23 protein-coding genes are annotated in these 25,618 nt (G+C 68.6%); 14 read left to right on the forward strand and 9 right to left on the reverse strand.

Annotation, left to right across the window (positions count from 1 at the left end):
• The first annotated feature begins 30 nt into the window (after positions 1–30).
• The 3 genes from AB0I81_RS08125 (at position 31) to AB0I81_RS08135 (ending at position 3,751) form a co-directional block, all read left to right on the forward strand.
• Positions 31–1,194 carry a thiolase family protein gene (locus AB0I81_RS08125; RefSeq protein WP_360652058.1) on the forward strand — a complete coding sequence of 388 codons (1,164 nt, stop codon included), beginning with the start codon at positions 31–33 and terminating at the stop codon, positions 1,192–1,194.
• Complete coding sequence (locus tag AB0I81_RS08130; RefSeq protein ID WP_360651902.1) at positions 1,191–3,278, forward strand: 3-hydroxyacyl-CoA dehydrogenase NAD-binding domain-containing protein; 2,088 nt, start codon at positions 1,191–1,193, stop codon at positions 3,276–3,278. Before AB0I81_RS08125 ends, AB0I81_RS08130 begins: the two co-directional genes overlap by 4 nt.
• Before the next feature lie 89 nt (positions 3,279–3,367).
• A complete protein-coding gene (locus AB0I81_RS08135) occupies positions 3,368–3,751 on the forward strand; it encodes an SSI family serine proteinase inhibitor (RefSeq protein WP_360651905.1) in 384 nt (127 codons plus the stop codon).
• Between the two features lie 35 nt (positions 3,752–3,786).
• Here the strand turns inward: AB0I81_RS08135 and AB0I81_RS08140 are convergent, their stop codons facing one another.
• Positions 3,787–5,262, reverse strand: a complete 1,476-nt coding sequence (locus tag AB0I81_RS08140) for an amino acid permease (RefSeq protein WP_360651908.1) — start codon at positions 5,260–5,262, stop codon at positions 3,787–3,789.
• Positions 5,263–5,391: 129 nt separating this feature from the next.
• Between AB0I81_RS08140 and AB0I81_RS08145 the strand changes: the two genes are divergently transcribed.
• Entirely contained in the window at positions 5,392–6,027 is a 636-nt protein-coding gene (locus AB0I81_RS08145; RefSeq protein ID WP_360651911.1) for a VTT domain-containing protein, read from the forward strand.
• Here AB0I81_RS08145 and dxs read toward each other — a convergent pair.
• Entirely contained in the window at positions 5,975–7,852 is a 1,878-nt protein-coding gene (gene dxs / locus AB0I81_RS08150; RefSeq protein ID WP_360652060.1) for a 1-deoxy-D-xylulose-5-phosphate synthase, read from the reverse strand. The genes AB0I81_RS08145 and dxs overlap by 53 nt on opposite strands.
• 157 nt (positions 7,853–8,009) lie before the next feature.
• Here dxs and AB0I81_RS08155 point away from each other — a divergent pair, with 157 nt between their 5' ends.
• From AB0I81_RS08155 to AB0I81_RS08165, 3 genes are read left to right on the forward strand one after another with little or no spacing between them, the layout of a single operon-like run.
• The gene (locus tag AB0I81_RS08155; protein ID WP_360651914.1) at positions 8,010–8,873 is read left to right on the forward strand and encodes a neutral zinc metallopeptidase; all 864 of its coding nucleotides are present in this window, start codon (positions 8,010–8,012) and stop codon (positions 8,871–8,873) included.
• A 48-nt stretch (positions 8,874–8,921) separates the two neighbouring features.
• The gene (locus AB0I81_RS08160) at positions 8,922–9,731 is read left to right on the forward strand and encodes a neutral zinc metallopeptidase (RefSeq protein ID WP_360651917.1); all 810 of its coding nucleotides are present in this window, start codon (positions 8,922–8,924) and stop codon (positions 9,729–9,731) included.
• A 36-nt stretch (positions 9,732–9,767) separates the two neighbouring features.
• Positions 9,768–10,517: a neutral zinc metallopeptidase gene (locus AB0I81_RS08165; protein ID WP_360651920.1), complete on the forward strand. Its 750-nt coding sequence runs from the start codon at positions 9,768–9,770 to the stop codon at positions 10,515–10,517.
• Between the two features lie 139 nt (positions 10,518–10,656).
• On the opposite strand, the gene AB0I81_RS08170 is transcribed toward AB0I81_RS08165, so the two are convergent.
• Genes AB0I81_RS08170 through AB0I81_RS08185 form a run of 4 tightly spaced genes read right to left on the reverse strand, consistent with a single transcriptional unit; the run spans position 10,657 to position 15,091 of the window.
• Positions 10,657–11,859, reverse strand: coding sequence for an ROK family transcriptional regulator (locus AB0I81_RS08170; protein ID WP_360651926.1), 1,203 nt, complete (start codon positions 11,857–11,859; stop codon positions 10,657–10,659).
• Between the two features lie 35 nt (positions 11,860–11,894).
• On the reverse strand, positions 11,895–13,157 hold the full coding sequence (locus tag AB0I81_RS08175; RefSeq protein ID WP_360651929.1) for an ABC transporter permease: 1,263 nt from the start codon (positions 13,155–13,157) through the stop codon (positions 11,895–11,897).
• On the reverse strand, positions 13,154–13,918 hold the full coding sequence (locus tag AB0I81_RS08180; RefSeq protein WP_360651932.1) for an ATP-binding cassette domain-containing protein: 765 nt from the start codon (positions 13,916–13,918) through the stop codon (positions 13,154–13,156). Before AB0I81_RS08180 ends, AB0I81_RS08175 begins: the two co-directional genes overlap by 4 nt.
• A 60-nt stretch (positions 13,919–13,978) precedes the next feature.
• Positions 13,979–15,091: a substrate-binding domain-containing protein gene (locus AB0I81_RS08185; RefSeq protein WP_360651935.1), complete on the reverse strand. Its 1,113-nt coding sequence runs from the start codon at positions 15,089–15,091 to the stop codon at positions 13,979–13,981.
• Positions 15,092–15,478: 387 nt separating this feature from the next.
• On the opposite strand from AB0I81_RS08185, the gene AB0I81_RS08190 reads away from it, so the two are divergent.
• The 4 genes from AB0I81_RS08190 (at position 15,479) to AB0I81_RS08205 (ending at position 20,810) form a co-directional block, all read left to right on the forward strand.
• The gene (locus AB0I81_RS08190) at positions 15,479–15,736 is read left to right on the forward strand and encodes a hypothetical protein (RefSeq protein WP_360651938.1); all 258 of its coding nucleotides are present in this window, start codon (positions 15,479–15,481) and stop codon (positions 15,734–15,736) included.
• Between the two features lie 415 nt (positions 15,737–16,151).
• Positions 16,152–19,862: an FG-GAP-like repeat-containing protein gene (locus AB0I81_RS08195; protein WP_360651941.1), complete on the forward strand. Its 3,711-nt coding sequence runs from the start codon at positions 16,152–16,154 to the stop codon at positions 19,860–19,862.
• Between the two features lie 227 nt (positions 19,863–20,089).
• Complete coding sequence (locus AB0I81_RS08200; RefSeq protein ID WP_360651944.1) at positions 20,090–20,455, forward strand: hypothetical protein; 366 nt, start codon at positions 20,090–20,092, stop codon at positions 20,453–20,455.
• A complete protein-coding gene (locus tag AB0I81_RS08205; RefSeq protein ID WP_360651947.1) occupies positions 20,448–20,810 on the forward strand; it encodes a hypothetical protein in 363 nt (120 codons plus the stop codon). The genes AB0I81_RS08200 and AB0I81_RS08205 overlap by 8 nt, the downstream gene beginning before the upstream one ends.
• Positions 20,811–20,974: 164 nt before the next feature.
• On the opposite strand, the gene AB0I81_RS08210 is transcribed toward AB0I81_RS08205, so the two are convergent.
• Positions 20,975–21,196: a S1 RNA-binding domain-containing protein gene (locus AB0I81_RS08210; RefSeq protein ID WP_360651950.1), complete on the reverse strand. Its 222-nt coding sequence runs from the start codon at positions 21,194–21,196 to the stop codon at positions 20,975–20,977.
• A gap of 248 nt (positions 21,197–21,444) precedes the next feature.
• Positions 21,445–21,783 (reverse strand): hypothetical protein, encoded by a 339-nt coding sequence (locus AB0I81_RS08215; protein ID WP_360651953.1) that lies wholly within the window; start codon positions 21,781–21,783, stop codon positions 21,445–21,447.
• Positions 21,784–22,367: 584 nt separating this feature from the next.
• On the opposite strand from AB0I81_RS08215, the gene AB0I81_RS08220 reads away from it, so the two are divergent.
• From AB0I81_RS08220 to AB0I81_RS08230, 3 genes are all read left to right on the forward strand, one after another.
• A complete protein-coding gene (locus AB0I81_RS08220) occupies positions 22,368–22,556 on the forward strand; it encodes a hypothetical protein (RefSeq protein ID WP_360651956.1) in 189 nt (62 codons plus the stop codon).
• Between the two features lie 50 nt (positions 22,557–22,606).
• Positions 22,607–23,905 (forward strand): MFS transporter, encoded by a 1,299-nt coding sequence (locus AB0I81_RS08225; protein WP_360652063.1) that lies wholly within the window; start codon positions 22,607–22,609, stop codon positions 23,903–23,905.
• Positions 23,906–24,031: 126 nt separating this feature from the next.
• Positions 24,032–24,787 carry a class I SAM-dependent methyltransferase gene (locus tag AB0I81_RS08230; RefSeq protein WP_360652066.1) on the forward strand — a complete coding sequence of 252 codons (756 nt, stop codon included), beginning with the start codon at positions 24,032–24,034 and terminating at the stop codon, positions 24,785–24,787.
• Between the two features lie 22 nt (positions 24,788–24,809).
• Here AB0I81_RS08230 and AB0I81_RS08235 read toward each other — a convergent pair whose 3' ends face one another.
• Positions 24,810–25,547: an aminoglycoside 6-adenylyltransferase gene (locus AB0I81_RS08235; RefSeq protein WP_360651959.1), complete on the reverse strand. Its 738-nt coding sequence runs from the start codon at positions 25,545–25,547 to the stop codon at positions 24,810–24,812.
• Between the last annotated feature and the right edge of the window lie 71 nt (positions 25,548–25,618).

Genomic DNA, 25,618 nt, shown 5'->3' on the forward strand with positions numbered 1-25,618 from the left:
AGCGAATCCGTGCCTTCCTCTCGTGACGTCGTGTTCGTTGACGGCGTGCGCACGCCTTTCGGCAGGTCAGGGCCGAAGGGACTGTATGCGGAGACCCGCGCGGACGACCTGGTCGTCCGCGTCATCCGCGAGCTCATCAGGCGCAACCCCGGCCTGCCCCCAGAACGCGTGGACGAGGTCGCCATCGCCGCGACCACGCAGATCGGCGACCAGGGCCTGACCATCGGGCGCTCGGCGGCCGTGCTGGCCGGGCTGCCCAAGACCGTGCCCGGCTACGCGATCGACCGCATGTGCGCCGGCGCGATGACCGCGGTCACCACGGTCGCGGGCGGCATCGCGTTCGGCGCGTACGACGTCGCGATCGCCGGCGGCGTCGAGCACATGGGCCGCCACCCCATGGGCGAGGGCGTCGACCCCAACCCGCGTTTCCTGTCGGAGAAGCTGGTCGACCCGAGCGCGCTGGTCATGGGCATGACGGCGGAGAACCTGCACGACCGCTACCCGTCGATCGACAAGGAGCGCGCGGACGCGTACGCGGTGTTGTCGCAGGAGAAGGCGGCCAAGGCGTACGCCGACGGCAAGATCCAGCCCGACCTGGTGCCGGCCGCGATCAGGACGGCCGAGAAGGGCTGGGGCCTGGCCGTCGAGGACGAGGCGCCGCGCCCCGGCACCACGATGGACGGGCTGAGCACGCTCAAGACGCCGTTCCGGCCGCACGGCAACGTCACGGCGGGCAACTCCTCCGGCATCAACGACGGCGCCACCGGCTGCGTCGTGGCCGCCTCCGAGGTCGCGGCAGAGCTGGGCCTGGAGCCGAAGATGCGGCTGGTGTCCTACGCGTTCGCGGGCGTGGACCCCGAGGTCATGGGCGTGGGGCCGATCCCCTCCACGGAACGGGCGCTGCGCCTGGCCGGCCTGGACATCTCCGAGATCGGGCTGTTCGAGATCAACGAGGCGTTCGCCGTACAGGTGCTGGCCTTCCTGGAGCACTTCGGCATCGCCGACGACGATCCCCGCGTCAATCCCTACGGCGGCGCGATCGCCTACGGGCACCCGCTCGCGTCCTCGGGCGTGCGGCTGATGACGCAGCTCGCGCGGCAGTTCGGCGAGCGTCCCGACGTGCGTTACGGCATCACCACGATGTGCGTCGGCATGGGCATGGGCGGCACCGTGATCTGGGAGAACCTGGCATGACGAAGATGGACACGTGGCGGGCGCTGCTCAGCGAGCGCAACACCGACGAAGTGGTCACCAAGGCGCTCGTGCGCGACGTGCAACTGCCTTACGGGGCCGGCACGATGGCGCTGATCACGCTGGACAACGGCTTCGACCACACCAAGCCCAGCACGTTCGGCCCGCACGGCCTGTTCGCGCTCAACGGGGCGCTGTCGGAGATCGCCCAGCGCACCGACCTGGCCGCCGTGGGCGTGACCGGCAAGCCCTTCATCTTCGCCGTCGGCGCCGACCTCAAGGGCGCGGCCTCCCTGGCCTCGCGCGAGGAGGCGCTGGCCATCGCGGAGCTCGGCCACCACGTCTTCCGCCGCCTGGGCGAGCTGGAGGTGCCGTCGTTCGCGTTCGTCAACGGCGCCGCGATGGGTGGCGGGCTGGAGATCGCGCTGCACTGCACGTACCGGACGATCTCGGCGGGCGTGCCCGCGGTGGCGCTGCCGGAGTGTTTCCTCGGGCTGGTGCCCGGCTGGGGCGGCACGCAACTGCTGCCCCGCCTCATCGGCCCGGCGAACGCGGTCAAGCTGATCATCGAGAACCCGCTGGCCAACAACCGCATGACCAGGGGCAAGCAGGCGTACGAGCTGGGTGTCGCCGACGCGATGTTCGAGCCCGCCGACTTCCTGGAGGAGTCGCTGCGCTGGGCCGCCCGCGTGGTCAACGGCGACGCGGTCGTGACGCGGCAGGAGCACGGCGGCTGGGAGAAGGCCGTCGCCGACGGGCGTTTCCTGGTGGACATGAAGCTGCGCGGCGCCGCGCCCGCGCCGTACCGGGCGCTGGACCTCATCGCGCTGGCCGAGACCGCCACCCGCGACGAGGGCTTCGCCGCCGAGGACGCGGCGCTGGCCGACCTGATCATGAGCGACGAGCTGCGTGCCGGGCTCTACTCCTTCGACCTGGTCCAGCGCCGGGCCAAGCGGCCCGCGGGCGCGCCGGACTCCTCGCTGGCCCGCAAGGTCACCAAGGTCGGCGTGGTGGGCGCGGGGCTGATGGCCTCGCAGATGGCGCTGCTGTTCGCCCGCCGCCTGGAGGTGCCGGTCGTGCTGACCGACCTCGACCAGGCCAGGCTGGACAAGGGCGTCGGGTACGTGCACGCCGAGGTGGACAAGCTGCTCGCCAAGGGCCGCGTGTCCGGTGACCAGGCCAACCGGCTCAAGGCGCTGGTGACCGGCTCGCTGACCAAGGACGCCTTCGCCGACGCCGACTTCGTGATCGAGGCCGTGTTCGAGGACATGGCGGTCAAGAAGCAGGTGTTCGCCGAGGTCGAGGCCGTGGTGCCGGAGCAGTGCGTGCTGGCCACGAACACCTCCTCGCTCTCGCTGACCGAGATGGGCGCGGACCTGGCGCATCCGGAGCGGCTGGTCGGCTTCCACTTCTTCAACCCGGTCGCGATCATGCCGCTGCTGGAGATCATCAAGGGCGCGGCGACCGACGACGCCACGCTGGCCACGGCGTTCGCGGTGGGCAAGACGCTGAAGAAGTCGTCGGTGCTGGTCAAGGACGCGCCGGCGTTCGTGGTCAACCGGCTGCTGACCTGCTTCATGGGCGAGGTCGTGGCGGCCGTGGACGAGGGCACGCCGCTGGAGACGGCCGAGCACGCGCTCGACGGGCTCGGGCTGCCGATGACGCCGTTCGCGCTGCTGCAACTCGTCGGCCCAGCCGTCGGCCTGCACGTGGCCGAGACGCTGCACGAGGCGTTCCCCGACCGCTACGGCGTCTCGGAGAACCTGGCCAAGCTGGTCGAGTCGGGCAAGCCCGGCGTCTACCGGCCGGACTTCACCCTCGACCCCGAGGCGGTGGCCCTGTTCGAGGGCGGCACCGCACCCTCCACCGCCGAGCAGGTACGCGAGCGCGTGCTGGCGGCGCTGGCCGCGGAGATCCGCCTCATGCTGGACGAAGGCGTCGTGGCCGCCCCGCAGGACATCGACCTGTGCATGGTCCTGGGCGCCGGCTGGCCGTTCCATCTGGGCGGTATCACGCCGTATCTGGACCGGGAGGGCGTCGCGCGGCCCCGCTTCCTGGCCCCGGGCGTGGCCTCCGTACCCGCCTGATTTCTTTGCCGGGCTTTGGGGAGGCTCGCCCGCGGGCCTCCCCCTCTCCGTCGTAGCGTTTGGTGCCGTCCGACGAACGGAGAGTAACCATGCTGAAGGCAGCCGGCGCCCTCATCCTCTGCGGAGCCTTCCTGCTGGGCGGATCCGCGCCCACAATGGCCGCGCCGCACCCCAAGGTGCGCCTCAAGGTCGTCTACGGGGTGAAGGGCGGGTCCGCGAAGTCGGCCTGGCTTCACTGCGCACCCGTCGGCGGCACCCATCCGAACGCGCAGGCCGCCTGCCGCATGTTGCGGCGGGTGAAGGGCGAGCCGTCGAAGCTGAACGCCAACCCGAACGCCGCCTGCACCCAGGAGATCCAGCCACACGCGGCCGTGGTCGCGGGCCAGTGGTACGGCAGGAAGGTGCACTGGGCCAAGTTCTTCGCCAACGGCTGCCAGATGCGGGCCGTGGGCGGTTCCGTGCTCGCGATCTGATGCCCAGGGGGGCGGGCCGCACCCGCCCCCCATGCTCAGCTCACGGACTTCTTCTGCCAGGGGAACGCGTTCCTGCTGTTCCAGTAGCCGAAGGCCAGGTAGAGCAGCACGCCGATGACCATCCAGATCAGGAACCTCAGCCACGTCAACACCGGCAGGTTGAGCATCAGGTAGAGGCAGGCCAGCACGGACACGATCGGCAGCCACGGCACCAGCGGCGCGCGGAAGGCGCGCGGGAGGTCGGGCCGCGTGCGCCGCAGGATGATCACGCCGAGCGAGACGACCACGAAGGCGAACAGCGTCCCGATGTTCACCAGCTCGGCCAGCTCACCGAACGAGACGAACCCGGCCAGCACCATCGTGATCAGCCCGATCAGCACCGTGAGCCGGGCCGGGGTGCCGTAGTGCCGGTCCACCTTCGCCAGCGGGCGCGGCAGCAGCCCGTCGCGGCACATGGCGAACAACACCCGGGTCTGGCCCAGCAGCAGGACCAGCACCACGGTGGTCAGGCCGGCGATCGCGCCCACGCTGATGATCGCGGCCAGCCAGGACTGGCCCACCGCGACGAAGGCGTCCGACAGGGGCGCGGACGTGCTGAGCCTGGTGTAGTTCTGCATGCCGACGACGACCAGCGAGACGGCGACGTACAGGATCGTGCAGACCGCCAGCGAGGCGAGGATGCCGCGCGGCACGTCGCGCTGCGGCTTGATGGTCTCCTCGGAGGCGGTGGCCACGATGTCGAAGCCGATGAAGGCGAAGAACACGATCGCCGCCGCGGAGAAGATGCCGATCACGCCGAACGCCACCGGCGTGACCCCGAACAGGAACTGGATGAGCGGCGCCTTGAGCCCTTCCACCCGCGCGGTGGACACCGCCTCGGGGATGAACGGCGTGTAGTTGGCGGTCTTGATGAAGAACAGGCCCGCCACGATGACCAGCAGCACCACCGCGATCTTGGTGATCACCAGGATCAGGTTGACCCGCGAGGACACCTTGATCCCGGCCACCAGGATCGAGGTGAGCAGCAGCACGATGACGATGGCCGGCACGTTCACCACCGGATCCTCGCCCGCGATGGAGGCGGGCAGTCCGAGGCCGATGGAGGCCAGCATGGAGGCGAAGTAGCCCGACCAGCCGACCGCCACCACGGCCGCGGCCAGCGCCAGCTCCAGGAACAGGTCCCAGCCGATGATCCAGGCCGGGAACTCGCCCAGGGTGGCGAAGGCGAAGGTGTAGGCCGACCCGGCGACCGGGATCGTGGAGGCGAACTCGGCGTAGCACAGCGCCGCGAGCCCGCACACGATGCCCGCGACGATGAACGAGACCGCCACCGCCGGGCCCGCCATCTCCTTGGCGACCTGGCCCGTGAGCACGAAGATCCCTGTTCCGACGATCACGCCGATGCCGAAGACCGTGAGGTCCGTGGCCGTCAGGCGTTTGCGCAACTGGTGCTCGGGCGCCTCGGTGTCGCGAATGGATTGCTCGACGCTCTTCGTGCGAAAGATATCCACGGTCAGCGATCCTTCCCACACCCTTGGTGATCATGCCGATCCCACGGTCTCGCTTCGGCCGCATGCCGGGGAGAACGAGCCGGCCCGATGCTCCATGGAGCCGCACGTTTGTCAGAGGCGGGCGGCCCCATGCTCGATGATCTGCTCGACCGCCTGGCCGGGCAAGACCTCGCGGTGGTGTTGCCGCTGCTGCTGCTCTTCCTGACGCTGGACGCCTCGGTGGGGGTCGGCCTGATCACCCCGGGCGACGGCCTGCTGCTCGTCGCGGGCGCCACCGCCGACAGCGCGGGCGAGGCCCTCGCGCTGATCGTCACCGGCGTGGTGGCCTGCTTCGCGGGCGCGTCCGGCGGACACTTCCTCGGCCGGCGCTACGGCCGCCGGCTGCGGCACGGCAGGCTGGGGCGGCGCATCGGGGAACGCCGGTGGGTACGCGCGGAGCGGCTGTTCGCGCGCGGCGGATGGGCGCTGGCCCTGGTGTACTTCCTGCCGGTGCTGCACGCGCTGACCCCGGCCGTGGCGGGCACGGTGGGCATGCCGTACCGCAGGTTCATGGTGTGGGCGATGCTGGGCGGCACGGCCTGGGTGAGCACCTACATCACGCTCGGCGCGGTGGCCGGCGCGGTGGTGCGGCGGAACATGGAGTTGCTGCTGCCGGTGGCGGCCGCGGCGGTGGTCGTGGTGGTCGTGATCACCGCCGCGGTCCGCAGGATGATCAGCGGCGGGCGGGCTCCACGTGGGAGGTCCGCTTCGCGACCGCCTCGGTGATCTGCCGGGCGAGGTCCTGGCCGGTCAGGCCGATCTGGCCGAGGATCGCGGCGCGCTTGGCGTGGTCGAGGAAGCGCTGCGGGATGCCGAAGGTGCGTACGGGCACGTCCACGTCGGCGTCGCGCAGCAGGCGGGCCACGGCGTCGCCGACGGCCCCGACGCGGCCGTTGTCCTCGACGACCGCCACCAGCTTGTGCGCGCCGGCGGCCGGCACGAGCGCCTCGTCCAGCGGCTTGACCCAGCGCGGGTCGACCACGGTGGCCGAGATGCCCTGGGCGTCGAGCAGGACCGCGGCGTCGAGACAGGTCTGCGCCATCGGGCCCACGCCCACCAGCAGCACGTCGGGCTCGCCCTCGGCCGTGCGCAGCAGGTCCATCTCGCCGAGCTTGCCCACCGCGTCGATCGCCTCGATGACCGGGCCCTTGGGGAAGCGCAGCGCGGTGGGGCCGTCGGAGACGGCCACGGCCTCGCGCAGCAGCTCGATGACGCGCTCGCCGTCACGCGGCACCGCGACCTTCAGCCCGGGGACGACCTGGAGGATCGACAGGTCCCACATGCCGTTGTGGCTGGCGCCGTCGTCGCCCGTGACGCCCGCCCGGTCGAGCACCACCGTGACCGGCAGCCGGTGCAGGGCGACGTCCATGAGGAGCTGGTCGAAGGCCCGGTTGAGGAAGGTGGCGTAGACGGCCACCACCGGGTGCATGCCGCCGAGGGCGAGCCCGGCGGCGCTGGTCAGCGCGTGCTGCTCGGCGATGCCGACGTCGAAGATGCGGTCGGGGAACTCCTCGGCGAAGGGGGCCAGCCCGGTGGGGTGCAACATGGCGGCGGTGATCGCCACCAGGTCCTCGCGCTCCTTGCCGAGCCGGACGAGCTCCTCGCTGAAGACGTTGGTCCAGATGCGGCCCTTGGGCTTCTCCGCGCCGGTGGCCCGGTCGAACGCGCCCGGCGAGTGGAACTGGTCCTCGTCGTGGTTCTCGGCCGGGGTGTAGCCGCGGCCCTTCTGGGTGAGGGCGTGCACGATGACCGGGCCGCGGAAGTCGCGGGCCTGGCGCAGCGCCGCCTCCATGGCCTGCTCGTCGTGGCCGTCGATCGGGCCGACGTACTTGAGGCCGAGGTCCTCGAACATCACCTGCGGCGCGATAACGTCCTTGACGCCCTTCTTGAAGCCGTGCAGGGCGTCGTACAGGACAGGAACGTTCCCGATCTTGCCCTTGACGAAGTCGAGCATGTCCTCGTAGTGGCGGTTGACCCGCAGGGAGGACAGGTGGGAGGCCAGGCCGCCGATGGTGGGCGAGTAGGAGCGGCCGTTGTCGTTGACCACGATCACCACCGGCAGGTCCTTGACCGCGGCGATGTTGTTGAGCGCCTCCCAGGCCATGCCGCCGGTGAGCGCGCCGTCGCCGATCACCGCGACGGCCGTGCGGCTGTCGCCGCGCAGCTTGAACGCCTTGGCCAGCCCGTCGGCGTAGGACAGGGCGGTGGAGGCGTGCGAGTTCTCCACGAAGTCGTGCTCGGACTCGGCCTGGCTCGGGTAGCCCGACAGGCCGCCCTCCTGCTTGAGCGCCTCGAAGCCGGCGACCCTGCCGGTGAGGAGTTTATGCACGTACGACTGGTGGCCGGTGTCCCAGACGATGGGGTCGTTCGGCGAGTCGAAGACCCGGTGGAGTGCGATGGTCAGCTCCACCACGCCGAGGTTGGGGCCCAGGTGGCCGCCGAACCTGGCGCATGAGTCGACCAGCACGTCACGGATCTCCCCCGCGAGCCGTGGCAACTCCTCGATAGTGAGCCGTTTGACGTCCTGCGGTCCATCGATCGAGCCCAGCAACCCGCTCACGGATCAGACTCCCCTCTGCTTTTGCGCCGATTACAAGAGTCTAGTTCGCGGAGGCCTCACTGGCTCCATGAGTTCAAATCCACCCACATATGTCCGATCTTGACCTAGTCTTTCGGTACCTATGAACTCCGTCCCAAAAAGCAGACTAGTGACACTCGTAGCCGCCACACTGGCACTCGCCCTGGCGGCGGCCGCACTGGTGCTCGTGCTGGCGGACGTGGCGACGACGACTTCGACCAGCCTGTCCAACGAGGCCCAGCAGCTCGCCTCGCCTCCCGCGAAGGGATCGGGCGTCAGGGAGCAGGCGGCCGAGGCGGGCAGGACCCTGGCGCTGATCAACCCCCTGTACAAGACCGGCAGGCTCACCGACGTGAACTGCTCGCCCGGCGCGCTTCCCGCGGGCAGCATGGTGGCCTACCGGCGCTTCCTGACCCGCGTGACCGCCTGCCTGAACAAGGCGTGGGCGGCTCAGTTCCGCAAGGCGAAGATGCCCTTCCACAAGCCGCGGCTGCGCATCATCACCCGCAAGGTGCGCACCCCGTGCGGGTCGTGGAACGCCGGGGCGGACGGAGTCTACTGCTCCACGGACCGCACCATGTACCTGATGATCAGCAAGGAGCAGCTGCGCAACCCCTTTCCGCTGGGCATCACCCGGCTGATCGCCCACGAGTACGGGCACCACGTCCAGCAGGTCTCGGGCATCTGGCGCTACTACTGGATCGCCCGCTCGGCAGCGGGCAAGGCCAAGCGGCTGCAGTTGTCGCGCAACTCCGAGTTGCAGGCGGAGTGCTTCTCCTCGGTGTTCATGAGCACGATGAAGGGCACGTCGCTGGTCACGGCGTCCGACTGGGCGTACACGGTGGACTGGTTCAGGAAGAACGGCGCCAAGGGGTGGCCGCAGAACGACCACGGCAGGGGTCCGACGCAGGCGAAGTGGATGTTGCGCGGCTTCAAGTTCGGCACTCCCGGCGCGTGCAACACCTGGGCCGCCAAACCACGGAATGTCACCTGATTAATCTTTCTTTACCTGGAGCTCCTTTTTTCACTAAGGTTCGTTCTCATGCGTACCCCCCGATTGGCGCTCATTGCGGGCGCCCTGGCCAGTGTGCTCTTCGCCGGCACCGCCCACGCGGCCACCGCCCCGGCCTACAAGCCGGTCCTGACGAAGAACCCGCTCTACAAGACCGGCAAGCTCGGCACGCAGACGTGCGAGGAACCGGAGGTCACGCAGGGGACGGTCGAGGAGGCCGAGGACTACTTCACCGCCGTGATGGTCTGCCTGGACAAGGCGTGGCGTCCCGTGGTGAAGAAGGCGGGTTACAGCTTCAGCACCCCGAAGCTCGACGTGATCACCAAGCCGGGCGAGAAGACTCCCTGCGGGCCCTTCCCCGACGGCAACGTCCAGGCGATCTACTGCTCCACGTCCAAGTCGATCTCCTTCCTGCTGAGCCCGCAGATCATCGAGGAGCCGACGGACCTGGCGCTGATGCATGTGCTGGCCCACGAGTACGGCCACCACGTCCAGCAGCTCACCGGCATTCTCAAGGAGACCGACAAGCGCTTCTACGTCAAGCGCCAGACCAAGGACACGATGGAGGGCATCCGCCGCTCCGAGCTGCAGGCGCAGTGCATGGGCGCGGCCTTCGTCGGGCGGGTGTGGGATTCGCTCGGCCGTCCCGACAGCGACTGGAACATCCTGGTCAAGGGCACGCACAACGCCATCGCCCTCGACACTCTCGGCGTGCGCAGCGGGTCGGACGAGTCCCACGGCAGCGACGCCGCCAACACGCGGTGGCTGCAGCAGGGCTTCAAGGCCCAGTCCGCGAGCGCCTGCAACACCTGGGCCGCGTCGGACGCCAAGGTGCGCTGAGGCGCACCCCCTGAAAAGGCTCTAAACTTCGCGATCGTGCGCATTCCCCTCTTAGCGCTGGTCGCGTGCGTGGTCTGGGGTCTCCTCCCGTCGTCGCCCGCGAGTGCGGCCGACCATCGCGCCCAGTCCGGTCTCATGGGCGCGATGGGCGGGGAGGTGGTCCCGCAGCGCTGCTCCATCCCCTCGATCCGGGCGGGGAGTGTGCGCTCGCTCAGGTCCTTCCACCGGGCGATGGCCGGGTGCGCCGACCGCTTCTGGGCCGCCAGGTTCGCCGCGGCCGGGCTGCCGTACAGTCCGCCCGAGGTCACGATCACCACGGGGAGCGACTCCGTCTGCGGGGCCATCATCGGCAGCGGGGCGCAGTACTGTCCCGGACACCGGACGATCGTCATCCGCATCATGGACAGCGATCTGCGCGACCCGTTCCGGATGAACATCGCGCACTCGGTGGCTCATGAGTGGGGGCATCACGTGCAGCAGCTCATCGGGGTGCTGGACGCCCAGGCCGCCCTGTACGAGCCGGCCTCGGAGACGGCGCGGCGGCTGCTGAGCCATCGGCTGGAGATGCAGGCCGAATGCTTCGCCGGGGTGTTCTACAGCGCCACGCTGGAGTCCATCAGGCCGGGGATCTCGTGGAAGGAATGGATCTCGGCGGTACGGTCGGCGGACGAGAGCGACATCCACGGCAAGCCACGCAACCTGGCGTCCTGGCAGGACCGGGGGTATCGGGGCGGGGCCACGGGGTTCTGCAACACGTGGACGGCCCGCAGGAACAGGGTCACCTGAGACTCGCCGCCGACCGCGACTCTCCCGCCGCCGGGGTGCTGTCCCTTTGGGGGGAACTCCCGCTGACGCGGGAGGAAAAACGCGCGTGTGGGAAAGCCGGATCCGGCGCGTGGACGAGACGGGGCGCGGGCCGGTGGGGTCAGGCGTTGGCGCGGGCCAGGACTTCCAGGGGGTCGGCCAGGACGTGGGCGAAGGCGAGTTCGGCGGCGCCCACCAGGGTGGCGGCGTCGCCCAGGGCCGAGGTGCGCAGGCGCAGCCGCTCCCGTTGCGGCGCCATCGCGTGCAGGGTGAGCTGGGAGCGGACCTGGGCCGCCGAGCCCAGGTAGATCTCCCGCAACATGCCCCCGAAGATCACCATCTCCGGGTTGAAGATGTTCACCAGGTTCGCCACGCCCAGCCCGAGCCAGTCCCCCACCCGGCTGAGCGCCTCCTGGGCCACGATGTCCCCGCGGTCGGCGGCCTCCACCACGGCCCGCACCGCGTCCCTGCCCTGCCCGGAGGAGACCCGGCCGGCGGACTCCAGCAGGGCCCGCTCCCCCACCTCCGCCTCAAGGCACCCGTGCGAGCCGCACCCGCACGCGCGGCCGCCCGGGTTGACGACCATGTGGCCGACCTCGCCGCCGTAGCCGTCGTGGCCGCCGAGCAGGTGGCCGCCCGCGATGATGCCGCCGCCGATGCCGACGTCCCCGTGCAGGTAGATGAGGTCCCTCACGGCGGCACCGACGCCACGACTGTGCTCGGCGAGCGCGGCCAGGTTGGCGTCGTTGCCCACGCTGACCGGCAGTCCCAGGCCGAGCCGGCGGCCCAGCTCCTCGCCGAACGGCACCTCGTCGGCCTTCAGGTTGGGCCCGAACACGACCACGCCGTCACCCTTGCGCACACCGCCGGACACGGCCGCCGCGGCCCCGACGCAGACCGTGTCGGCCCTGGTCTTGCGCCTCATCTGCCGGGCGAACCCGGCCAGCAGCCCGGCCAGCTCGTCCAGCTCGAACGCGCCGCGGTCGCGTACGCTCTCCCTGCGGTCGAGGATCACGCCGCCCAGCCCGACCCGGGCGACCGCCAGCCGGTCGGGGCCCACGTCGAAGGCGAAGACGTAGACCCGCGCCGACTCGGGCCGCACCACGAGCGAGGGCCGGCCGGCCCGGCCCGTCTCGCGGGGCAACTCCTCGCGCACCAGGCCGGCGGCGGTGAGGTCGCTGGTCAGGGCCATGATCGTGCTGCGGTTCAGCCCCATCTTCGAGGTCAGCTCGGCACGCGAGATCGGCCCGCCCAGGTGGACATGGCGAAGCAGCGCGCCGAGGTTGTGGCGCCTGATGTCCTCTTGGGAGGGGCCGGCACGCATGGTCTGGGATTCCTTCAGGGGCTGGGAGTCGCTGATCACCTTAGACCAGCGGCAGCCGCCCGCTTGCGCGCCAGGGCGTCGACACCCGCGGCGAGCAGCAATACGGACCCGGTGACCAGGTATTTCACGCTGGACCCGTACCCCATCAGACCCATGCCGTTCTCGATCACGGCCACCACCGCGCCGCCGAGCACGGCGTCCAGCACCCGGCCCTTCCCGCCGAACAGGCTGGTGCCGCCGATGACCGCCGCGCCGACCGCGTACAGCAGGACGGAGGAGCCGCCCGTGTTCGGGTCCACGGAGCTGGCCCGGGAGGCGGCCACGATCCCGCCGATGGCGGCCATCGAGGAGCAGATCACGAACGCGCTGATCTTGATCCGGTCGACCGGGATGCCGGCCCGGCGCGCCGCCTCGGTGTTGCCGCCGACCGCGTACAGGTGACGTCCGAACGAGGTGCGGCGCAGCACCAGCGTCCAGACGATCAGCAGCGCCAGGATGACCGGCACCACGATCGGCACGCCGGTGAGCGAGACGATCGCCGCGTTACGGCTGCGTTCCAGGTTGAGCACCGCGACCGCGGCACCGGCGAGCACCGCCAGCGCGCCGACGCGGAAGGCGATCAGCGACAGCGGATCGGCCACCAGCCCGCGCTTGGCCCGCGTCCTGGCCCGCCTGAGCTGCACGGCCGCGAAGACCGCCACGCAGAGCGCGTACAGGGCCCAGCCCAGCCACGGCGGCAGGTTCCTGTTGGCGATGGCGACGACCACGTCGTCGCGGATGGAGATGTTCGTGCCCTCGTTCACCAGCACCAGGACCAGGCCCTGGAAGGCGAGGAAGGCGGCCAGTGTGACCACGAACGACGGTATGCCGACCTTGGCGACCAGCGTGCCCAGCGCGGTGCCGATGACCACGCCGGTGAGGATGGCGGCGGCCATGCACACGTACCAGGGCAGGCCCGCGCTGGTCAGCGTCACGGCGAGGACCGCCGCGCAGACGCCGCTGGCGAAGCCCGCGGACAGGTCGATCTCGCCGAGCAGCAGCACGAACACCAGGCCCATGGCGATGAGCGTGACGGCGGCGCCCTGCGTGAAGAGGTTGGCGAAGTTGCCCGCGGTGAGGAAGGAGTCCCGGGCGGCGGCGAAGACCCCGCAGAGCACGACCAGCCCGAGCACGGCGGGCAGCGCGCCCATGTCCCCGCCGCGCACCCGCTGGACGTAGGCGAGGAAGCTGTTCTTGATCGAGGGGGCCTGCGCCGCGGCGACGATGGCCTCGCCCGGGAGTTCCTTGACCTTGTTCATGGGGTGACCCCGTTCTTGAGGCCCAGTTCGCCGCTGCGGCCGGAAGTGATCAGTTCGACGACCTGCGCGTGCGTCACGTCGGCGGTCTTGACCTGGGCGGCCATCCTGCCGAGGTAGAGCGCCGCGATCCGGTCGGAGACGGCGAACACGTCGTTCATGTTGTGCGAGATGAGCACCACGGCCAGGCCGGTGTCGGCCAGCCTGCGCACCAGCTCCAGCACCTGCGCGGTCTGGGCCACGCCCAGCGCCGCGGTCGGCTCGTCGAGGATGACGACCTTGCTGTTCCACAGCACGGCCTTGGCGATGGCCACGGTCTGCCGCTGCCCGCCGGACAGGCTGGAGACCTGCTGCCTGATGGACTTGACGGTACGCACGGACAGGCCGCTGAGCGTCTTCTCGGCCAGTTCCTCCATGCTGTCCTCGTCGAGCAGGAGGCCGTTCTTGCGCTCCCTGCCGAGGAACATGTTCTGCACGATGTCGAGGTTGTCGCACAGCGCGAGGTCCTGGTAGACGATCTCGATGCCCAGCTCGCCCGCGTCGCGGGGGCTGTGCACGTGCACCTCTTTGCCGTCGAACAGCAGGTGGCCCGCGTCGATCGGGTAGATGCCACCGACGCACTTGACCAGCGTGGACTTGCCGGCGCCGTTGTCGCCGACGAGTGCCGTGACCTCGCCGGCGTAGGCGGACAGCTCGACGTCGTGCAGGACCTTCACCGGACCGAAGCTCTTGTCGATCCCGCGCACTTCGAGGAGGGGGGTCATGTGGCTCCCTAAGGACAGGTACGGCCCCCGCTCGTGGCGCGGGCCGTACCTCCTGCAGTGTTATTGGATTCCCGCCTCGGTGCACTTGGCGGCGAAGTCACCCGTGCACAGTTCCTCCTTGGTGACGTAACCGTCGGCCACCACGTCCTTGACGTTGTCGGCGTAGATGGCCTGCGGGTCCATCAGCTCGGCGGGCACGTCCTGACCCGTCTCGGGGTCCTTGACGCTGCCGCTCGCGGTGGGCTTCTCGCCCTTGGCCAGCGCGACCGCGAGCTTGGCGGCGGCGTCGGCCTCTTTCTTGACCGCCTTGTAGACGGTCATGCACTGGTCGCCCGCCAGGATGTTCTGCAGGCCCTGGACCGTGGCGTCCTGGCCCGTGACGGGCACCTTGCCGTTGAGGTTGTTCTTCTTCAGCACGGTGATGGCGGCGTTGCCGAGACCGTCGTTGGCCGCCAGCACGCCGGCGATCTTCGGTTGCTCGGTCAGCATCTGCTCGAAGATGGTGCCGGCCTGGGTGTTGTCCCATTCGGGCACGGCCTGGTCGGGGCCCTTGACGTACTCGCCGGCGTCGAACTTGGGCTTGAGCACGCCGTCGTACCCGTCCTTGAACAGGGTGGCGTTGTTGTCGGTCGGCGAGCCGTTGAGGTAGGCCACGATCGGCTTTTCGGCCTTCTTGTCGGTCAGGCACTTGCTCAGGCCCTCGCCCTGCAACGTGCCCACCTTGGTGTTGTCGAAGCTGACGTAGTAGGCGGCGCCGCCGCCGAGCGTCAACCGGTCGTAGTCGATGGTGGCCACGCCTTGCGACTTGGCCTTCTCGATGACCGTCTTGCCGGTGCCACTGTCCAGATTCACGATCATCAGGACGGTGGCGCCATTAGTGATCATCTGGTCGGCAATGGTCTGGAACGCCGTCTTGTCGTTCTGGGCGTTCTGGATGTCGTACTCGACCCCGGCCGCCGTGAACGCCTCCTGCAGGTACTTGCGGTCCGCCGTCTCCCACCGGGCGGAGGACTTGCTGTCCGGCAGGATGACGCCGATCTTGCCCGCCTTGGCGGCTCCCGAGGCCGGGGCCGACGAAGTCGCCGTGGTCTGACCGCTGTCGCCCCCGCAGGCGGTGAGACCGAGCGCGAGCGCGGCTGCCGCGGCGGTCAGGCTGAGGATCCCTTTGCGCATGATGCAGGGTCCTTTCTTCCGGAGGGGCCCGGATGAATGTTGTTTGCGGCAACGTATTCCGGGATCGAGCCCATGGGAAGAGGGCGAAGGGGCCCTATTTGTTGTTTCCAGTAACAATCCAGAAACACCACCTCAACCTTTCCGAGTCCTCGGCGGTGTGGCTGAGCACGACAGTTGCCCCTTGGGCTCGCAGTTGGCCCCAACCTGAGCGTGTGATGCGACTGCGGAGCAAAGCAGCACGCCAAGACGGGCACGAGGAGGTAGAGCTGGATCGCCGGGCGCCAGTCGGATGAACGCCCAGCGCGGCGTCGGGCTGCCGGTTGACGCGGCCCATCATCAACATCGGCCGGTCGGCACACACCGCGCCGCGACGCACGCCAACCTTCCGTGCTGGACGACATCACCCGGTTGCGCATGCACCGCGCCGACGACCAGGACGTGCTCGACCAGATCCGCGCGTTCCTGAGCATGCACGTCACCCTCGTTCTGGTCGGCGTCGACATTCCCGGCTCCGGCCTGCTGCGGGAAGGGCGCCATGACCGCCGCGCTGGCCCCCGGCATCCTCGCTGGCGGAACGATGCCCGATGCGCGCCCTCCAACCCCGCATCCACCACCTCGCCGCACGCCACATCACCACCATGGTGACGACAGGCGCCGCCCCAACCCGGCGCTCCGGATCAAAGCGACACCTCGCGCTCCTCTGACCGCCAGAACAACGTAATAGGCAGGTTTCACCGATGCGGTGGCAGCCCGAGGCATGTGATGCTGCCGACCGCAGTGAACAGGTCGGTAACCCTCAGTTGCTCGTGTGGCTGCACCTCGTGGCATCTGAGGTGCCGCGAGATGGCAGGCGACGGATCACGGGCGCCCGCAGGAGGTTTCGGAACAGGAAGGGTTCATCTTCAGTTCAGCTGCGAGTCGTCACGGTTCGTCGGTATGCGCGAATTGTGACGTGGAACCAGAACAAGCGAATGGAGACAAGATGAGGGGCATATTCCCCTTTCAGATATCATTGGGTCGACCACGCTTATTCCATTTTTCGAACCAGGCGCGGCGATTCATGGTGCACATCGTCGGGATGAGTTTGGTGGCGACGCTTTTGGCCGTCGGGCCGGTCGCCGCGCCGCCGGTGGCGGCGGCGGGAGCGGCCGATCGGCGCACTGCCTCGTGGAACATGGATGGGCGAGCCGACGGTACGGACGGTTCGTCGGAGTCGCGGTGGTCATCGACCGTCCCTCGTATGTTGGGGAGCCTCAGCAATGACGGCGATGCCGTAGAGGTCCTGTCTTTGCAGGAAGCAGGCAACTATCCGCACACAGCGGCCGAACAGACAGGCCAGCAATTCGCCGGTGGCGAGGTCACCGAGTTCAGGTGGAACTTAGGAACCGCCACGAGGCGGGACGAAGTTTACATTTATTGGGTTAACCCAGGGCAGCAGCGCAATGGTCTGGCCATTGTGACCCGGGAGCAGGCCCGCGACGCGGCGTGGATGGTAGTGGGCGGCCGGATCGATTCCCGAGTGATGTTCGGCGTCCAGGTGGGTGATGAGTGGTACTTCAATGCCCACGCCGCCTCGATGGGTGCGGACACCACAAGGAACAACGCCGAGGATATTCTTGAGACCGCGCGCCAGTTCATGGCGCACCGTTCGCCGCTCGCCGAGTACATGGTGCTGGCCGACTTCAACCGCAATCCCAGCCTGATGCCCGACAACGTGGAAGGGCACATCATTCGGACGAATCAACCTACTTTCCGGAGCGGAAACGAGCCCGATTGGGCATTCGCCAGCAACGAGACCATGGAGACGATGAGAGCCGAACGCCGCGGTTATCCGTCAAATCACAATCCGGTCCTGTTCATTCGGCAAGGGGGCTGTCGTCCTGTGCCGGCGGCCCAGAGAGCCGCGGATGACGGGGAGTGCAACGCCCCGGTTCCCGGACGCTCCTACCGGTTCTGGCTCGCGGCAGACGGTGAAGCGGATCGGATCCTCATCAATGGAGGCGCCGGGTTCGGTGACTTTCCGCGCCTGTCCTCATATGCCGGCTGGGAAGAAGATGAGGAGGTCCGGATTCATTTCGGCTGGCGATCCGGCACGTACCAGCTGAAATTAGGCGGAGAATGCATCGGGCGCACCTCGAATGATCTGTATGCCAGCGTGGTCTTCACCTCGTGCGATGTCAAGAATCAGAAGTCTGAGTGGTCGATCTCCGATGGGAAGCTCTTGAACCCGGACGCCGGCGAACCCATGACCGCCGGGCCGCGAAGGGGCGCCACCGGACGTTTCTGGGATATGGAGATGCGGAAGGAGTCGTACACCTGGCGGTTCGAGGACGTCAAGGGGGATGCCGGCCCGGTGGACCCGGACGATCCCGGGCCGGTGGACCCTGACAATCCCGGGCCGGTGAAGCCAGATGTGCGCCTGATGGCGGTGGGTGACTCGATCACGTACGGCGTGGGGTCGTCGGACGACAACGGTTACCGGAAGATGCTGTGGGACGCCTTGGACCGGGAGGGGTTCCACCCCGACTTCGTGGGCTCGAGCTCCTCGGGAGACATGTCCGATCCGCAGCATGACGGGAACCGGGGCTGGGTGATCGATCAGATCGCAGGTCCGGCGGCGGCGGACGCGGTGTCGATGCGTCCGAACGTGATGACGTTGATGGCGGGCACGAACGACGTCTACTACCAGAAGGGCGGGTCCGTCGCGGAGGCTCCGTTCCGGCTGGGCAAGTTGATCGACCGAGTGCGGGCGGGCTCACCGGGGATATCGATCGTCGTGGCGACGCTCGTACCGGTGAAGAACGATGCCGCGGCGATGGAGCGCCGCAACGCCTACAACGAGGAAGTACGTTCCCTGGTGGAGGCACGGCAGGCTCGCGGGGAGAAGATTGTTCTGGCGGACTTCGGGCCGATGACCGAGTCGATGCTCCGCGACACCCTGCACCCGAACGATCCCGGTTACGCTTTCATGGCGGATCGCTGGTTCGAAGCGATCAAGGCGATGGTGGACAAGCGCTGGGTGATTCAGCCGGCGAGCGTGCCACACCTGCCCGACGTCTGTGCGACGAGCGCCGGCGGTGGCTGGACGGAGCTGGGCCGGATCGCGCAGGGCCCGATCAACCCGGACAGTTCCAGTGCCGGCGTGAAGGGCCGGGTACAACTGGCGGACTTCGACGGCAACGGCCGCACCGACTACGCCATCGTCACCGGCACCGGTGCGGTGTACCTGTGGACGAGGACCGCAGACGGCTGGGAGAACCGGGGAAAGGCCGCCGACGGCAACGGTGTGGAGGGCCGGGGGGCGCAGGTGCGCTTCGCCGACATCGACGGTGACCGTGATGCCGACTACCTGGTGGTGCACGACGACGGGGCGGCCGAGGCGTGGCGCAACGCCGGCGTCGCGGTCAACGGCGGTACGGCCTGGCAGCCGATGGGTGTCATCGCCGAGGGCACCGGCCAGGGCGGCGGTGAAGAGGTTCAGTTCGCCGACATCGACGGCGATGCGCGCGCCGACTACCTGATCGTGCACGACGACGGGTCCATTGACGCATGGGTCAACAACGATGTGTTCGCCAATGGCAGGAGTGCCTGGAAGAAGCTGGGCCAGATCGCGGAGGGAACCGGCAACCCCGGCTCGAAGGTCCGCCTGGCCGATCTGGACGGCGATGCGCACGCTGACTATCTGATCGTGCACAGCGACGGGTCGACCGACGCCTGGCTCAACGACGGCGTCGCGGAGAAGCTGGGCGAGGGCTGGAAGTCGATCGGCAGGATCGCGACGGGAACCGGCATCGAGGGCACGGTGCAGTTCGCCGACGCCGACACGGACGGCGACGCCGACTATTTCGTGATCGGCTCCGCCGGCACCGTGACCCTGTGGGAGAACGACGACGTCGCCACGCGGGAGGACAAGGAGAACGGCTTCAAGCAGCGGGGCGTCTACGGCAACCACAAGCGCGACGCCGCCGGCAACGCACGCAGCGTGCGTTTCGCGGACCTGGATGGTGACGGTGACGCCGACTACGTCCTCGTCGGACCCGAGGGAGAGGTCGAGGCCTGGCGCAACGACGATGTCGCCACCAGGGGGACCAATGCCTGGATCAAGGTGGGCAGGGTCGCCGAGGGCGTGTCCCCGGGCACGGACGAACGTGTGGTGTTCGCCGACTTCAACGGCGACGGCCGCGACGACTATCTCGTCGTGGACGGCACCAACGGCCGGGTCCGGGGCTGGCGCAACGACGGTGTTCTCACCAAGGGCATCACCGCCTGGACCGGCCTCGGCGTCATCGCCCAGGGTCCCGCCTTGGCGAAGGAGGGAGAGGTGCAGTTCGCCGACATCGACGGGGACGGCGACGACGACTACCTGATCGTGGCCTCCGGCCACTCCGTTCACGCGTGGAAGAACAACGGCACCGACGCGCCTGGAGGTGGTGGCTGGGCCGCGCAGGGGGTGCTCGCCAGCCCGCAGGATCCCGTCGAGGCCGGGCAGAGGACGCTCTTCGCGAACCTTGACTGCGATGGGCGCGCCGACTACGTCCTGCGCGACCCCGGCGAGAACAATGCCCTGTACGGCTGGAGGAACCTCGGCGGCTTCGACAACAAGTGGTCCGCCAAGAGGAAGGTTGCTTACGGCGTGGCGATGGGCTTCCCCGTGGAGGTCCACCTCGCCGACCTGTCCGGCGACGGCCGCGATGACTACCTCGTCGTCGACCCCACAAACGGTGCCACCCGGGCCTGGCTCAACAATGGCGGCAACGACGCAACCCCCTGACCGAGGTGAAGACGTTCCGGCTGCGGTATGACGAACAAGTGGCACCGGCGGCGTCGGGGCGATCCTTGCCGCGCTCGCGCGGCAAGGATCGCCCGGTCCGCCCACGCCTGCCGGGGATCGGCGTGCTGTGCACGGTGCCGGTGGGCCAGGTCCCAGCCGTACGCCAGGCCCAATAGATCGCGAACAACGCCTCGGCTGACATCCGCACCACCCATAAAGCCCTGCCAGTGGAGCAACCGCTGAATCGAGACGAACTCCTCATGCTCCTCGACACAACAAACGGAGCATGCAGAGCGGCCCGCGCCGCTCTCGCCGACAACGGCCAGTTCACCATCTGGGACGGAGACGTGCCGGCATCCGAGCTGGCCACGACCTACGGACGACGACTCCGCCTCACCACGAAGCAAGGTGCCCGAACCCAGGCCCTTCTTCAGACGGTCAACACCCTCAACAGCCTCGATCAATCCCCGATCCGGCTCGGCTCCATCACCTCAGCCGACCGAACCTGGACCTACATCCTGTTCCTCACGCAGGACGCCACCGAGGTCATAGCCTGCACGGGAGTTCGCCGGAGAGAATCCGAGGATGACTGACCTGACCGACATGAGCGAGCGCGAATACTTCAACCAGTTCGCCACGCGCACCGGTATGTTCATCGGCCGCCCATCGCTGGAGCGCGTGACAGCCTTCTTGATCGGCTACGACCAAGCTGCTCGCCGACATGGCGGACCCGGGCTCGACGGCTGGCGCGAATGGCTGACGGCCCGCCATCACGTCAGCCCCAACCTCGTCTGGGAGGCTCAGATCCAGCAGATCGCCCTCGGCGAGGCAGGAATCAGACCGGACCTCACTCCGGAAGAGGAGACCCAAGTCACCGACGTCCTCTTCGAGCTGCTCGACAAGTTCCTGGCCGGCCAAGAACGAGCCCGCAAGAACCCGCGGACCTGAGCAGAACCGCACCCGCTGACTGGAAGGTACGAGCCCGCGACCCACCCCGTGGGCCTGGCCGATCCGATCCCACAGTCACAGGTGACATAAAGCCTGCCTATGTGACAACTACCGCCTCGACTCATCCGTGTGACCACCAGCCATAGATGGCGGCTGGGGACAGATCAGCCTGCGGGATCGCACGGATTCCCAGGTGCGGTTGGCGGAAGGTCCCAGGTCTTCTCGGCGGCTTGGTAGCGCGACAGGGCGAGCCGACGTCGCCGCAAGTCGACCTCAGTGATGATCACGGTGACCTCGTCGCCGATCTGGATCACGTCGCCTGATGCCTCAACAGTCGTGGCGGCCAGTTCACCGAGGTGGACCAGACCTTCGATGCCATCTGCCACGCGGACGAAATTGAGCCCGATCACGATAGTTGGAACCGGTGAGGGGTCGTGACCTTGGGATTGAAGAGGACCGGCTCACGCCTGTTGGAACCGATTTCTCACGGCAGTTGGCACCGGACGGGAGTTCTCAGGCTTTCTGGAATCGATTCTTGCGATCGACGGACAGTGAAGAACTGAGCCACAGCGATCGGCAGCGGTGCCCGATGCGCTTGGCAATAGAGCTTAGTTGATCTTGAGAGACTGCGGGGTTACGGATTCATCGGCTCTGCGCTTCGATGATCATGCAGCGGAGGCCGGTCGATCACCTCGACATACATGATCTGCCCGTTGACGACGTCGAGATTGAGCATTCCCTTCGCGGGAATGAGGGGGACGCATCGATGGCCTGGTCCATAGGGTTGACCCTGCGGATGAGCCTCGGTGCAGAAGCTTTGACAGAAGTCGTCGCCGCAGCCGCACTCGGCCACCAGGCGAAGGTCCCACGCGCAGATGGCAAGCTCGCGCTCGCCCTCCTCCTCGAGCAACGCCACCAGTTCGGTGACAAGCTCCGGGAAGACGTCGCGCACAAGAGGATGCTCGGTTCCCACGAGAGAAACCATAACCAAGGCATGACACCCTGAGCCGCCCCAACCGCAGCTGCCAACAACCCGGGAATCGCAGCTCGAAGAGCAACGATCGCGATCATGGTTCCAACTAACGTGAGCGGGTTCCACCTATCGTGATCCGGCTCACACATCCGGGCAGGGCTCGCCCACTCATCGTGGCCAACTATCGCCTCTATGGGCCATCTATCGCTCCCATTCTCAGGCGGCTTTGGTGGTGAGGCTCGCCTATTGCCCGGCCACCCCGTGGGCGGCCAGGTCAGGACGCAGCGTGTCGAGCAGGGTCCCCAGCGTCATCGTGCCGTCCTCTGTTCAGGTGTGCGATCCGACACCACATTGTGGATATTCGGGTCGGATCAGACATTGAGTCACGTGCGGCTTTCCCGCACTGTTGTCCCACTCGGTTTTGTCCCTGTGACGCCCCCACCAGGAGGATCGCCAGATGACCCCCTGCTCTGCCGGAGTGGCCCGGCGTCAGTTCGGGCTCACTCCGGCCACGGCGCGAACCGCTGCGGGTCACCACATGGCGCAACAACTTCGCGCCCGGCCAGGCGGGCATGAACACGGGTATGACCGTCATGGAGGGCACGCTGTGCGGCGGGGCGGCCGACGCGGCGGGCACGACCACGGCAGCGGCGAGGACGTCGTGCCTGGGAATGGTCCGACGGCGGCAGGCTGCCCATCGTGGTGGACGCCGCCTCCTGCACGCCCGGCATCCCTGCGAATCCGCCCTGATGGCGCTGGAGTGCGCCACCTGACCCCCCGAAGTAAGGAACGGAGTCCCATCGTGACGAGTGAGCCACGCGCCATGACGCGCGACGACCGCAAGGTCCTCGCCGGCACCCTGGCCGGCACCACCATCGAGTGGTACGACTTCTTCATCTACGCCCAGGCCGCCGGCCTGGTGTTCGGCCCGCTCTTCCTGGCCCCGGTCAACGAGCAGGCCCCGGGCCTGGCCACGCTCATCTCGCTGGCCACGATCGGCATCAGCTTCCTGTTCCGGCCGCTCGGCGCGATCCTCGCGGGCCGGTACGGTGACCGGCTCGGCCGCAAGCGCATGCTCGTGCTGACCCTGCTCCTCATGGGCTCGGCCACCACCCTCATCGGCCTGCTGCCCACCTACGAGACGATCGGCGTGGCCGCGCCCATCGCCCTTATCCTGCTGCGCATCCTCCAGGGCTTCTCCGCGGGCGGCGAATGGGGCGGCGCCGCCCTGCTGTCGGTGGAGCACGCGCCCCGCGAGCGCCGCGGCTGGTGGGGCGCCTTTCCGCAGATCGGCGTGCCGATCGGCCTCATCCTGGCGACCGGCGTGTTGTGGATCATGAGCACGGTGACCACCCCGGAACAGTTCCAGGCGTGGGGCTGGCGGGTGCCGTTCCTGCTCTCCCTGACCCTGATCGTCATCGGCTACCTGGTGCGGCGGGCCGTCGATGAGAGCCCGGTGTTCAAGGAGTTGCAGCAGCGCACCAGGACCTCCTCCGCGCCGCTGCGCGACCTGTTCCGGAGCAACAGCAAGAACGTGGTGCTCACCGCGCTGATCTTCGTGGCCAACAACGCCGCCGGCTACCTCATCATCGCCTACTTCATCAGCTACGGCACCACCACGCTGGGCCTGTCCCGGCCGTCCGTCCTGCTCGCCACCGTCGCCGGATCGGTCGGCTGGCTCGTCTTCACCCTGTACGGCGGGGCGCTGTCGGACCGGATCGGCCGGGTCCGCACCTTCCAGATCGGCTACGGGCTCGTGTTCGTCTGGATGATCCCGCTCTTCCTGTTGATGGAGACCCGCGACATCTGGCTCTTCACGCTTGCGATCATCGTGCTGACCATTGGCCTGGGCCTGTCGTACGGGCCCATGTCGGCCATGTACGCCGAGATGTTCCCCGTATCGGTGCGCTACTCCGGCGCGGCCATCGGCTACGCGCTCGGCGCCATCCTGGGCGGCGCCTTCGCCCCCACGATCGCCCAGGCCCTGGTGCAGAGCACCGGCTCGGCCTTCGCCGTCGGCGTCTACATCATGGCGCTGTGCGTGATCTCCCTGGTCGCCGTCACGGCGGTCAAGGAGCCCAAGGGCACCGATCTGGGGCTGACCCAGCAGCCGATCGCCTGACGACCGCCGCTCCGGCGCGGCTCCGAGTTTCCGGAGCCGCGCTATTGCGGCGGGGGGTGAAGACGGGCGGCGGCGACACCTCCGCCGCCATCCATAGGCCCGATCTTGTACGCATACGTCCTCCGGATAAGCCAGGATGGCCCCCATGCCTACCGCCCCCGAAGATCAGGTCGAGCCCGGGTCAACGACTACGACCGCCTCGCCGAGGCGTACACGGCCCTGAACGAGGACGGCATCGCGAACGCCTATTACGAGCGGCCCGCCATCCTGGCCCTCGCCGGGGAGGTGACCGGCCGGCGGATCCTCGACGCCGGGTGCGGCTCGGGACCGCTGTTCGCGGAGTTGCGTGACCGGGGCGCCGTCGTGTCCGGCGTCGACAGCAGCGCCGGAATGCTGGAGCTGGCCAGGCGGCGGCTCGGTGACGGCGTGGACCTGCGGCTGGCCGACCTGCGTGAGCCGCTGCCGTTCCCCGATGACGCGTTCGACGACGTGATGGCGTCCCTGGTGCTGCACTACCTGGAGGACTGGGGGCCGACTCTGGCGGAACTGCGGCGCGTGCTGCGGACCGGCGGGCGGTTGATCGTGTCCGTCGACCATCCCTTCGCCGTCCACGTGACGCAGCGCCAGGCCGGGCGCGATGTCCGCTATCTCACCACCTACAACTGGACGGAAGAGTGGACCATGGACGGCCGGACCGTCCCAATGAGCTTCTACCACCGGCCGGTGCACGCGATGACCGACGCCTTCACCGCGGCCGGCTTCCGCCTGGCCGTCATCAGCGAGCCGCAGCCCCTGCCGGCCGCCCGCGAGTTGTTCCCCGACGAGTTCCGCGCCCTGTCCACCGGCCCGAGCTTCCTGTTCTTCGTCCTGGAGGCCGGCTGAGCTCGTAAGGGGCGCGGCCTGCTCAGAGGCTGGTCAGCTGGGTGAACATGGGGGCGAGCCGGGCCGCGAGTCCGGGATCGGTGCGCTCCAGTTCGTCCAGCAGCACCGTGACCGTGGCGCCGAGGGCCCGTCGCAGCTCGGTTCCGTCGAGCGAGCGTACGAGCGTCGGCTCCAGCGGCGTCGTCAGCTCCTCCGGCAGGAGGTGGGCGCCCTTGGCGTGCGCGGTGGGCAGGCCCAGCCGGAGGCAGGCCAGCGTGACGATGTGCGTGCGGAGGGCGCCGATCCAGTGCTCGGCCTGCCAGCGGCGGTCCCGTTCGATACAGATGCGGGTGTGCAGGGCGTGGTGCCAGGCCAGGCCGATCAGGGTGTCGCGGTCGGGCGCCGGGAAGGGCTCCAGCGAGCGCGCCTGACCGAACAGAGTTCGCCACTGCGGTCCTCGCGGGCCGAACTCGCTCTCCGGGCCGAACGTGATGTCGAGTTCGAGCCAGCCGGGCAGCAGGAACACGCGGATGATCCGGGGGGACGATGACAGGTCCCAGTGGTGCAGCGCGCCGAACTCGTCGTACAACCACTTCGTCCAGGAGTCCGCCGCGTCGGCGGGCTCGTCGCGGACCGCGAGCACCAGGTCGAGATCCGACCAGCGGTCGGCGTCGCCGACGGTGCGCGAGCCGGTGAGGGCCGCTCCGACGATGCGGTCGTCGGTCTCGGCGAAGGTGAGCAGGCGTTCGTGGACTCGGTTCCGGTCTTCGATGGGGAGCACGCTCCCCTCCTTCCTGGTGGGGGCTCGCGAAATGCGCGGCTCGGGGCCGCTCAACGCTGATCTGGGTGGGG

It is taken from the genome of Nonomuraea sp. NPDC050404, assembly GCF_040655495.1.
Lineage (GTDB): Bacteria > Actinomycetota > Actinomycetes > Streptosporangiales > Streptosporangiaceae > Nonomuraea.